This window comes from Enterobacter sp. CM29 (genome assembly GCF_013179605.1).
Lineage (GTDB): Bacteria > Pseudomonadota > Gammaproteobacteria > Enterobacterales > Enterobacteriaceae > Enterobacter > Enterobacter intestinihominis.
Genome location: NZ_JABMCU010000154.1, coordinates 1 through 10,686 on the forward strand (window position 1 = coordinate 1; position 10,686 = coordinate 10,686).

The 10,686-nt window shown below is 53.8% G+C and carries 9 protein-coding genes; 4 read left to right on the plus strand and 5 right to left on the minus strand.

The window, feature by feature from the left end:
- On the minus strand, positions 1 to 972 hold a 972-nt coding region (gene metG / locus HP459_RS17005; protein ID WP_171936519.1), incomplete at its 3' end, for a methionine--tRNA ligase.
- A gap of 137 nt (positions 973 to 1,109) precedes the next feature.
- Here metG and apbC point away from each other — a divergent pair.
- Positions 1,110 to 2,219: an iron-sulfur cluster carrier protein ApbC gene (gene apbC / locus HP459_RS17010; protein WP_022648674.1), complete on the plus strand. Its 1,110-nt coding sequence runs from the start codon at positions 1,110 to 1,112 to the stop codon at positions 2,217 to 2,219.
- A gap of 89 nt (positions 2,220 to 2,308) precedes the next feature.
- Here apbC and HP459_RS17015 read toward each other — a convergent pair whose 3' ends face one another.
- Together HP459_RS17015 and HP459_RS17020 are read right to left on the minus strand one after the other, a co-directional pair.
- A complete protein-coding gene (locus tag HP459_RS17015; protein ID WP_032622520.1) occupies positions 2,309 to 2,785 on the minus strand; it encodes a GNAT family N-acetyltransferase in 477 nt (158 codons plus the stop codon).
- Positions 2,736 to 3,068, minus strand: a complete 333-nt coding sequence (locus HP459_RS17020; protein ID WP_022648672.1) for an RcnB family protein — start codon at positions 3,066 to 3,068, stop codon at positions 2,736 to 2,738. The genes HP459_RS17015 and HP459_RS17020 overlap by 50 nt, the downstream gene beginning before the upstream one ends.
- Before the next feature lie 455 nt (positions 3,069 to 3,523).
- Here HP459_RS17020 and HP459_RS17025 point away from each other — a divergent pair, with 455 nt between their 5' ends.
- Genes HP459_RS17025 through HP459_RS17035 form a run of 3 tightly spaced genes read left to right on the plus strand, consistent with a single transcriptional unit; the run spans position 3,524 to position 7,292 of the window.
- Positions 3,524 to 4,654 (plus strand): polysaccharide export protein, encoded by a 1,131-nt coding sequence (locus HP459_RS17025; RefSeq protein WP_022648671.1) that lies wholly within the window; start codon positions 3,524 to 3,526, stop codon positions 4,652 to 4,654.
- Positions 4,654 to 5,103: a phosphotyrosine protein phosphatase gene (locus HP459_RS17030; RefSeq protein WP_022648670.1), complete on the plus strand. Its 450-nt coding sequence runs from the start codon at positions 4,654 to 4,656 to the stop codon at positions 5,101 to 5,103. The genes HP459_RS17025 and HP459_RS17030 overlap by 1 nt, the downstream gene beginning before the upstream one ends.
- Positions 5,103 to 7,292: a polysaccharide biosynthesis tyrosine autokinase gene (locus tag HP459_RS17035; protein ID WP_171936520.1), complete on the plus strand. Its 2,190-nt coding sequence runs from the start codon at positions 5,103 to 5,105 to the stop codon at positions 7,290 to 7,292. Before HP459_RS17030 ends, HP459_RS17035 begins: the two co-directional genes overlap by 1 nt.
- A gap of 52 nt (positions 7,293 to 7,344) precedes the next feature.
- On the opposite strand, the gene HP459_RS17040 is transcribed toward HP459_RS17035, so the two are convergent.
- Both HP459_RS17040 and HP459_RS17045 read right to left on the minus strand, forming a co-directional pair.
- The gene (locus tag HP459_RS17040) at positions 7,345 to 8,811 is read right to left on the minus strand and encodes an aspartate aminotransferase family protein (RefSeq protein WP_171936521.1); all 1,467 of its coding nucleotides are present in this window, start codon (positions 8,809 to 8,811) and stop codon (positions 7,345 to 7,347) included.
- Positions 8,812 to 8,829: 18 nt separating this feature from the next.
- Positions 8,830 to 10,206: a diaminobutyrate--2-oxoglutarate transaminase gene (locus tag HP459_RS17045; RefSeq protein WP_032623920.1), complete on the minus strand. Its 1,377-nt coding sequence runs from the start codon at positions 10,204 to 10,206 to the stop codon at positions 8,830 to 8,832.
- Positions 10,207 to 10,686: the final 480 nt, after the last annotated feature.

The following is a 10,686-nucleotide window of genomic DNA, read 5'->3' on the forward strand; positions in this document are numbered from 1 at the left end:
GTGTACGAACAGGTTAGTCGGCTTGCGGAAATTGCTGCCTTCAAGCATCGCTGGCCAGAACAGGCTGTGGAAGTAAACGATGTCTTTGCCGATGAAGTGGTACAGCTCGGCGGTGGAATCTTTCTTCCAGTACTCGTCGAAGCTTAGGGTATCGCCGCGCTTGTCACACAGGTTCTTGAAGGAGCCCATGTAGCCGATTGGTGCATCCAGCCAGACGTAGAAATATTTGCCCGGCGCGTTCGGGATTTCGAAGCCGAAGTATGGCGCATCGCGGGAGATATCCCACTGCTGCAGACCGGATTCAAACCACTCCTGCATCTTGTTCGCCACCTGCTCCTGCAGCGCGCCGCTGCGGGTCCACGCCTGCAGCATTTCGCTGAACGACGGCAGGTCGAAGAAGAAGTGCTCGGAGTCACGCATCACCGGCGTGGCGCCGGAAACCACGGATTTCGGCTCGATAAGCTCGGTCGGGCTGTAGGTCGCGCCACACACTTCGCAGTTATCGCCGTACTGGTCCGGGGATTTACATTTCGGACAGGTGCCTTTGACGAAACGGTCCGGCAGGAACATGCCTTTTTCCGGATCGTACAGCTGAGAGATGGTGCGGTTTTTAATGAAACCGTTCTCTTTCAGACGGGTGTAGATCAGCTCTGACAGCTCGCGGTTCTCGTCGCTGTGCGTGGAGTGATAGTTGTCATAGCTGATGTCAAAGCCAGCAAAATCGGTCTGATGCTCCTGACTCATTTCGGCGATCATCTGTTCCGGGGAAATTCCCAGCTGCTGCGCTTTCAGCATGATTGGGGTGCCGTGGGCATCGTCCGCACAGATGAAGTTCACCTCGTGGCCGCGCATTCGCTGGTAACGGACCCAGACATCAGCCTGGATATGCTCCAGCATGTGGCCGAGGTGGATTGAGCCGTTGGCGTACGGCAGGGCGCACGTTACCAGAATTTTTTTCGCGACTTGAGTCATAGTAGGCATTACTTCTTTTAACTGTGAAAAGGGTTTTCGATATTACCAAAAGGGGCATTATTAAGTAAGCACAAACCACGGCCTTTCAGGTAAACTTGTTCATCTAAGGTCTTATTCACAAGAACAAAGGAGTCGGGATGAGTTCTCAATCCCAGGCCAAATCACCGGAAGCCTTACGAGCAATGGTCGCCGGGACGCTGGCTAATTTTCAGCATCCAACCCTGAAGCACAATCTCACGACGCTGAAAGCGCTTCATCATGTCGCATGGCTGGACGATACGCTGCACATTGAGCTGCAGATGCCGTTCGTCTGGACCAGCGCCTTTGATGCCCTGAAAGAGCAAACCAGTTCTGAGCTGCTGCGCATTACTGGCGCAAAAGCAATTGACTGGAAGCTAAGCCACAGCATCGCCACGCTCAAGCGCGTGAAAAATCAGCCGGGCGTTAACGGCGTGAAGAACATCATCGCCGTCAGTTCTGGCAAGGGTGGGGTGGGTAAATCGTCGACCGCCGTGAACCTGGCGCTTGCTCTGGCGGCAGAAGGGGCGAAAGTCGGCATTCTGGATGCGGATATTTATGGCCCGTCCATTCCGAACATGCTGGGTGCTGAAAACCAGCGTCCAACTTCGCCGGACGGTACCCACATGGCGCCGATCGTGGCGCACGGTCTGGCGACCAACTCCATTGGTTACCTGGTCACGGACGATAACGCAATGGTCTGGCGCGGCCCGATGGCCAGCAAAGCGTTGCTGCAAATGTTGCAGGAGACAATGTGGCCTGACCTCGATTATCTGGTGCTGGACATGCCGCCGGGCACCGGTGATATCCAGCTGACGCTGGCGCAGAACATTCCGGTCACCGGCGCCGTCGTGGTCACCACGCCGCAGGATATCGCGCTGATCGACGCCAAAAAAGGCATCGTCATGTTCGAGAAGGTGGAGGTGCCGGTACTCGGCATCGTCGAGAACATGAGCATGCACATTTGCAGCAACTGTGGACACCATGAGCCGATCTTCGGTACCGGCGGTGCGGAGAAGCTGGCGGCGCAATATCACACCCAACTGCTGGGGCAACTGCCGCTGCATATCACACTGCGTGAAGATCTGGATAGCGGGAAGCCGACGGTGGTCAGCCGTCCTGATAGCGAATTCACGGAAATCTATCGTCAGCTGGCGGGGCGCGTTGCGGCGCAACTGTACTGGCAGGGGGAAGTGATCCCGAGCGAGATCGCCTTCCGCGCGGTGTAACGCCTCTGCGCGTTAGTGCCGGGTGGCGGCTTCGCCTTACCCGGCCTACCTCGATTTTGTAGGTCAGGTAAGCGTAGCGCCACCTGACTTTACCCAAGCCGATAGTGCATCAAATAATACTCTCCTTCCGGAGAATCCCCCGTCGCCTCAATGTGCCAGCCGTGGCGCTGGTAAAACGCAACCGCTCGCTCATTCTTCACCAGACACTTCAGGGCGCCTGTACTGGTAAACGTCCTCTGTACTTGTTCCAGTAACAAACGGCCAACTCCCAGACGCTGATACTGCGGGTCGACAAACAGATTGTGCAAAAAGTTATCATTTTCCCAGACGGAGGCAAACCCTACCCGGTGACCGTCGTGAATCGCAACCCAGATCTGCTCGTCACGCGTTGCGGCGTCAAAATCCTCAAGCTGCCATTCAGAATTGTCCAGCCATGGCCAGGCCACGCGTCGTGCATGCAGGTACAGCGTGCGCAGAAATGGCCGGTCGTCCTCCTGCCAGGGCCGGATCATCGTATCAGCGGTGATAGAAAATATCTCCGTTATAGGCTTTGTAGATTTTGCCATCAGCATCGCCAATCAGAACGTAATTTTCACCCATGTAGGTCCAGTGCGTACCGGCATCGGGCGCGGGAAGGTTACGTAGCTGGTACTGTTTGATGGTGTACTCTGGCGTCTGATACTGCGCGGGCGCGGTATCGCCAATCTTAAATTTGGTGAAGTCGGCGATGAACTCCTGCTCTTCATAAGCCTTAATGCCGGAAGGCGCGGCGGCCGTTTGCGGGGCTGCGAATGCGGAGCCCGCCAGAGACAGTAATACACCCAGAAGCACCAATTTACGCTTAGCCATTTTTTCTCCAGTGATATCGTTACGGATACGCTTGTCTGCGGGGGACAGTGCGGCAGACAGCCCATTTTAAGTATCAAAACAGGGTGTGTTTGAAAAAAAATGTAACAAAAGTGAACGGTTTTGTGTAGTGCCAGCGGTTGTGAGTATTTTTGATATGAATGCGTGCTGACGGGAATAATTCATTGTAACTATCGTTTTGCTGAATTAATTCTGAAAATACATTGTTGCCGTAATTTTATAAACTGTAGATCGTGCTTTTTTTTGCCACAGGCTTTAAGATTTTCAGGAAGATTATATTTTAATTAATTGCCCGTCACAGATCGGGCAATTCGTGTCTTCACTTTTAGATTACGTTTTAGTATTCCCTTGAAAAGAAACTTATTTCAAGCGTGGGTTAGCGCAGGGCTGCGCCCCGTCGGGCGTTCGCTACGAGCAGGGATGATAAGTATATATAAATGAAAAACACAACAGCATTATCTGTAATATTCTTAGCAATAAGTCAGTTGGCGGGGTGCGTAATTTCTCCCGGCCAAACGTTAAGTTCCGCAGGCAAAAAAATAATTGCGCCGGCTGATCTCAATAATAGTTTAGATAAACAAATCGAAATTTATCCACTTACGCCCGGATTAATTGAGAAACTACGTCCCGCAGCAGCTAAATCTCAGGCAAATCCTAATCTTGATGAGCAGGTCAAAAACTGGGAATACCGTATTGGAATCGGTGACATCCTGACGGTCACCGTCTGGGATCACCCGGAGCTGACTACGCCCGCGGGACAGTATCGCAGCGCAAGCGATACGGGAAACTGGGTCAATGCCGATGGCACGCTCTTTTATCCTTACGTGGGTAAACTGCACGTGGCGGGAAAAACGGTTTCCAGAGTGCGCGAGGAGATCACCGCGCGGCTGGATAACGTCATTGAAAGCCCCCAGGTCGACGTCAGCGTTGCCGCTTTCCGTTCGCAAAAAGCCTACGTTACGGGAGAAGTGGCGAAATCTGGCCAGCAGGCCATCACCAACATTCCGCTGACGGTTATGGATGCCGTTAATGCCGCAGGTGGGCTTACTGCTGATGCGGACTGGCGGAACGTGGTGCTGACTCACAACGGTCAGGATTCCCGAATTTCCCTGTATGCCCTGATGCAGCATGGCGATTTAACCCAGAATAAGCTGCTCAACCCTGGCGACATCTTGTTTATTCCCCGCAACGATGCGCTGAAAGTATTCGTGATGGGCGAAGTTGTTAAACAGAGCACGCTGAAGATGGATCGCAGCGGCATGACGTTGGCTGAAGCGCTCGGCAATGCCGGTGGCCTGGACCAGAATATGGCTGATGCGACGGGTATTTTTGTTATCCGCTCGGTACGCGAGTCCGGGAAAATTGCGAATATCTATCAACTGAATGCAAAAGACGCTTCGGCCATGGTGCTGGGCACCGAGTTTCAGCTTGAGCCTTACGACATTGTCTATGTCACCACTGCTCCACTCTCCCGCTGGAATCGCGTAATAACACAGCTTGTTCCGACAATCAGCGGGGTGCATGACCTCACCGAAACGGTTCGTTATATCAGATCGTGGCCGCAATAATGTTCGAATCAATACTCGTGGTATGTACCGGAAATGTCTGCCGTTCTCCGATTGGAGAACGGCTTTTGCGCCAGCACTTGCCCGACAGACACATCACCTCGGCGGGAATACTCGGCCTTGAGGGGTATCCGGCGGATGAGTGCGCCCAGGACGTGGCCTGGCGGCATGGGATCTCCCTCGACGGTCATGTGGCGCGCAGGCTGACACGCAGGCTGATGCAGGGATCCGATCTCATCCTGGTTATGGAGCCGGAACATCTTCGCTTCATTGCAGCCATGGCACCGGAAAACAGGGGGAAGTCGCTGCTTTTTGGGCAGTGGCTGGAGCCGCAGGATATCCCAGACCCCTATCGTAAAAGCCGTGAAGCGTTTGAATATGTGTTCGGGCTATTGGGTAAAGCCAGCCAGGAATGGGCACGTCGTTTAGGACAGAAAGGAATAAAGCATTAATGTCGTCTTACACAACAGACAGTTATGGTGCAGGGGCACCCGAACAAAATGAAATCGATCTCGTTCGTTTGCTCGGCGAAATGATCGACCACCGCACGATGATATTGTGCGTGACTTTCCTTTTCACTTTATGCGCGGGCCTCTATGCCTGGGTTACGCCACCTGTTTATCAGGCGGATGCTATGGTGCAAATAGAAAGCAAACAGGATAACGGCCTGCTCAAAGGCTTGAGCCAGCTGGGCACCGATATTTCGCCGGATGTTGCCCCTGAAATTTTACTGTTGAAATCTCGCATGATCCTTGGCGAGACCGTCGACAAATTAGATCTGACGTATCAGGCAAAGCAGCGCGTTTTGCCTGTGGTGGGGCGTCTCTGGCAGCGTCTGCAAGGGCGTGGCCAGGGCAACATAACGTTAGGCGAACTCCAGATCCCGCAGGTGGAGGGCAAAGCGCAAGAACTCACGCTGACCGTACAGGAAGCGGGAAGGTATCACCTGACGGGCGAATACATTGAGGCAGACGGCCAGGTTGGTAAAACGCTGGTTACGCAAGGGATCGTGCTGCGGGTGACCTCGATTGAGGCGACGCCAGGCACACAGTTTTCGCTTAAGTCGTTGACGCGCCTGGAGACGATCAATGCACTGAAGAAGCGTCTGACGGTTGTGGAATCGGAGAAACAGAGCGGTATTGTGACCTTAACCCTGACGGGTGAAGATCCTGACAAAATCGCCCGGGTGCTGAATGCGATTGCTGAAAATTATCTTCAGCAAAATATCGCGCGCCAGGAGGCTCAGGATTCGCGTAGTCTGGATTTTTTACAGGAGCAGTTACCGAAAATCAGAGCGGACCTGGATCAGGCTGAAGCGCGGCTGAATGCCTACCGGGCGCAGCGCGACTCTGTGGATCTGTCTTTAGAGGCAAAATCCGTCCTGGATCAGGTTGTGAACGTTGAGAATCAGCTAAATGAGCTGACGTTCCGGGAGGCAGAAATTTCCCAGCTCTTTAAAAAGAGTCACCCTACCTACCGTGCATTGCATGAAAAAAGACAAACCCTTGTGCGGGAACGGGATCGTCTGAATAACCGTGTGTCCTCGATGCCCTCCACGCAGCAGGAGATTTTACGCCTGAGCCGCGATGTTGAGTCGGGCCGCACGATTTATTTACAGCTTTTGACGCGTCAGCAGGAGCTGAATATTTCCCGCTCCAGCGCTGTCGGGAACGTGAGGATCATTGATGAGGCGGTTACACTCCCGGATCCGATAAAACCGCGAAAAGCGCTAATCATTGCGCTTGGCGCGCTGTTCGGGCTCATCCTTTCAATGGGGACCGTACTGGTACGTCAGGCGTTCAAACGTGGGATCACGCTTTCCGAACAGCTGGAAGCGCAGGGGATGCCGGTTCTGGCGACGTTACCACGTTCACAGTGGCTGTGGAGTAAAACGCATTTGCGCAGAAAAAATCCGTTTTCTCGTCGCTGGACACACAAAACCTCGGATGTACCTTTCCTGCCAGTCGATCGACCTGCTGATATGTTTGTTGAAGCGGTACGCGGGCTGCGAACCAGTCTGCATTTCACCATGATGGAGGCTGAGAATCGCATTGTGATGATTTCTGGCCCCACGCAGGACTGCGGAAAAACACTGGTGGCGACGAACCTGGCGGCCATTGCCGGGCAGAGCGGTCAGCGGGCGCTGTTTATTGATGCGGATATGCGCCAGGGTTATGTGCATAATATTTTTGGCCTGGAGAACCGCCACGGATTATCCTGCCTGCTGGAAGGGAAGCGCGACTTTGGGGAGGTCATTCAGCATGCTGAAAAAGGGGGAATTGACGTCATCACCTGCGGCCCGGAACCCCTGCGTCCGTTAGAAATGCTGTTAAGCGAACGGTTCATTGACATCATGTCCTGGGTTAACGAGCACTATGACATTGTCATCATCGATACACCCCCAGTTCTTGCCGTCAATGATGCCGCGCTGGTTGCCAGAGCAGCCGGAACAACGCTAATGGTTGCCCGTTACGATAAAACCAGCGTGAAAGAGATGGAGAATACCGTTAAACGTCTACAGCACGTTGGCGTGAAGGTCAGCGGCACAATCCTCAACGATATTGTTAAATCCGCAGCGCTGTTTTACAGCTCGGGGTACAGCCAGTATGACTACGGTTATGCTTCGAGGAAAAAAGGATAGGGGCGTCAGGACGGGAAAATAAACCCTCTCCCGGATGGGAGAGGGAAAAGCATTACTTCGCCATCACTTCCTGCGCGGTACGCTCAACCAGAGACAGCAGGACTTTAACGTCCTCCAGCGTCACGGTTGGGTTCAGCAGGGTCAGCTTCAGGCAGGTGACGCCGTTATGCTCGGTCACCCCGACGTTTGCGCGGCCGGATTCCAGCAGCGCATCGCCAATTTTCTGGTTCAGCAGGGCGATACCGGCGTCAGCCATCTGGGTCTGCGGACGGAAGCGGAACAGCACGCTTGCCAGCTGGGGTTGCATAACCAGTTCCAGAGCAGACTGCTCTTTTACGTAAGCCGCAACCTGCTGTGCCAGCGTCACGCCGTGATCGATAATTGCCGCATATTGCTCCTGACCCAGCGCTTCCAGGCTCATCCACAGCTTCAGCGCGTCGAAACGACGGGTGGTTTGCAGAGATTTGGAAACCAGGTTAGGCACGCCCGCTTCTTCATCGAACTCAGAGTTCAGGTAAGCCGCCTGATAGCGCATCAGCTCATAATGACGTGCTTCTTTCAGCAAGAAGGCACCGCAGCTGATGGTCTGGAAGAACTGCTTGTGGAAGTCCAGCGTCACGGAATCCACCAGCTCGATGCCGTCCAGGTAGTGACGATACTGCTCAGACATCAGCAGCGCGCCGCCCCAGGCCGCATCAACGTGTACCCAGATATTCTGTTTCGCAGCCAGCTCGGCAATGGCACGCAGCGGATCGATAGCACCCGTATCCGTCGTGCCGGCCGTGGCCACAATCGCCAGGATCTGTTCGCCGTTCGCGTTGCACTGTTCGATTTTCGCCGCCAGATCGGTGAGATCCATGCGGGAGAATTCATCAGTTTTCACCTGCACCACGGACTGGTAGCCCAGGCCCATCAGCGCCATGTTTTTCTGCACGGAGAAGTGGGCGTTTTCAGAGCACAGCACGCGAATTTTGCGCAGATCGCCCACCAGACCGTCCTGCTGTACCGAGTGGCCCTGACGCGCGAAGAACGCATCACGCGCCAGCATCAGGCCCATCAGGTTACTCTGGGTGCCGCCGCTGGTGAAGACGCCTGCGTCGCCAGCCTGATAACCCACGCAGGTACGCAGCCATTCGATCAGCTTGATCTCAATAATGGTTGCGGACGGGCTTTGATCCCAGGAGTCCATACTCTGGTTGGTGGCGTTAATCAGCACTTCCGCCGCCTGGCTTACGACCAGGCTTGGGCAGTGCAGGTGCGCCACGCACTGCGGGTGATGAACGGACAAACTGTCTTTCAGGAAGAACTCCACGGCGCGTTCAATCGCCGCTTCGTTGCCCAGCCCTTTCGGGTTGAAATCCAGCTTAATACGGTCGCGCAGCTCCGCGACCGTTTTGCCCTGGTACATCTCAGGTTGTTTCAGCCACTGCATCACAGCCTGAGTGCTTTGTTCAATCGCCTGCTGGTAAGCTTCAATGCTCTGGGCAGAGGAGAACAAAATTGGGTTTGAATCAGACATCGTAATCAACAACTCCGGTTACGCCGGGCGAACGCCCGCAGCAAGCAGTGCCTGCTCGAATTTATCCAGGAAGACTTTCAGCTCGTCATCGCTGATCAGCAGTGACGGCAGCAGACGCAGAACGATACCGTTACGGCCGCCACGCTCCAGAATCAGGCCTGCTTCGAAGCACTTCTTCTGGATCAGTGCAGACAGCTCGCCATCGCCCGGGAAGCAACCCATGTGGTCGGCGGCTTCATGTGGCTTAACGATTTCAATACCGATCATCATGCCCAGACCGCGAACGTGGCCGATCACCGGATAGCGTTTCGCCATCTCTTTCAGCTGGCCTTTCAGCCATTCGCCCTGTGCGGCAACTTTGCCCGCGATATTCTGGTCTTTCAGGATCTTCAGCGTCGTCAGACCGGTTGCCATCGCCAGCTGGTTGCCGCGGAAGGTACCGGTGTGGTGACCAGGCGCCCACGCATCGAACTGCTTCTTGATACCGAGCACAGCCAGTGGCAGACCGCCGCCAACTGCTTTGGACATCACGATGATGTCAGGCTCAATGCCTGCGTGTTCGAAGGCAAAGAATTTACCGGTACGGGCAAAGCCAGCCTGAACTTCGTCGAGGATCAGCAGAATGCCGTGTTCCTGAGTCACTTTACGGATGCGCTGCAACCACTCAGCCGGAGCCGGGTTCACGCCGCCTTCGCCCTGAACAGCTTCCAGGATCACCGCGGCAGGTTTACGCACGCCGCTTTCAACGTCGTTGATCAGGTTATCAAAGTAGTAGGTCAGCGCCTTCACGCCCGCTTCACCACCGATACCCAGTGGGCAGCGGTACTCGTGTGGGTAAGGCATGAACTGGACTTCTGGCATCATACCGTCAACCGCTTCTTTCGGAGACAGGTTACCGGTGACGGACAGTGCACCGTGGGTCATACCGTGGTAACCACCAGAGAAACTGATGATACCGCTGCGACCGGTTACTTTTTTCGCCAGCTTCAGCGCCGCTTCAACGGCGTCAGCCCCGGACGGGCCAGTGAATTGCAGACAGTACTCTTTGCCCTGACCAGGCAACAGAGAGAGGAGGTATTCTGAAAACGCGTCTTTCAACGGCGTAGTCAGATCCAGGGTATGTAACGGCAAGCCGCTGGTAATGACATTTTGGATGCTTTTCAGCACATCAGGATGATTGTGGCCAAGCGCGAGGGTGCCTGCGCCTGCTAAACAGTCAAGGTATTCTTTATTATCTGCATCGGTGATCCACACGCCTTCTGCTTTCGTGATCGCTAAAGGCAGTTTGCGCGGATAACTCCTGACGTTAGATTCAAACTCGGCCTGACGGGCCAGATAGGTTTCGTTGCTTTTGTGGGCATCTACGGTGTCAATACGGACTTTATCCGTCATCATATCACTCCTACAACCGCCGCTTCGTTATGAGCAACGATTGAATAAAAAGTTAAAAAACAGATGGGGCCTGAAAAAAACGCCGCCAATATAGAGCCTTTTGTCACCGGGCTCAATGGTTAATTTGTTTACTGTTTTGTGACACAGGGCACAGGGGAGGGGATAACCTCATTTTCCGGCAAAAATATGCAGTTTATTCTTAATAAAAACAGTGATTTATATATGGATTGTCAGCATTGTAAAATCAGATGAAAGAGTGTGGCAAATTGTGCGCCTGGCAGGCTAAAAGGAGGCGGAGAGCCTCCTTAGACTGTTTATTTTTGGGTAACGCGTAAAACGCCGTGTTCACGTCCCTTTGTTTTATTCCATGACGCGTCCGTAATACCGTTTTCATCCAGGCTTATCGATATCACAAAACCGTTACCATGGATCTCATAGAAATTCGCATTCAGACGTTTAACGCTGGCTTTTTTGCCGTTCACG

Bases quoted from the DNA above. Each gene is read 5' to 3' on its own strand.
- apbC (WP_022648674.1), top strand. From the start codon at position 1,110: ATGAGTTCTCAATCCCAGGCCAAATCACCGGAAGCCTTACGAGCAATG.
- HP459_RS17015 (WP_032622520.1), bottom strand. From the start codon at position 2,785: ATGGCAAAATCTACAAAGCCTATAACGGAGATATTTTCTATCACCGCT.
- HP459_RS17020 (WP_022648672.1), bottom strand. From the start codon at position 3,068: ATGGCTAAGCGTAAATTGGTGCTTCTGGGTGTATTACTGTCTCTGGCG.
- HP459_RS17025 (WP_022648671.1), top strand. From the start codon at position 3,524: ATGAAAAACACAACAGCATTATCTGTAATATTCTTAGCAATAAGTCAG.
- HP459_RS17030 (WP_022648670.1), top strand. From the start codon at position 4,654: ATGTTCGAATCAATACTCGTGGTATGTACCGGAAATGTCTGCCGTTCT.
- HP459_RS17035 (WP_171936520.1), top strand. From the start codon at position 5,103: ATGTCGTCTTACACAACAGACAGTTATGGTGCAGGGGCACCCGAACAA.
- HP459_RS17040 (WP_171936521.1), bottom strand. From the start codon at position 8,811: ATGTCTGATTCAAACCCAATTTTGTTCTCCTCTGCCCAGAGCATTGAA.
- HP459_RS17045 (WP_032623920.1), bottom strand. From the start codon at position 10,206: ATGATGACGGATAAAGTCCGTATTGACACCGTAGATGCCCACAAAAGC.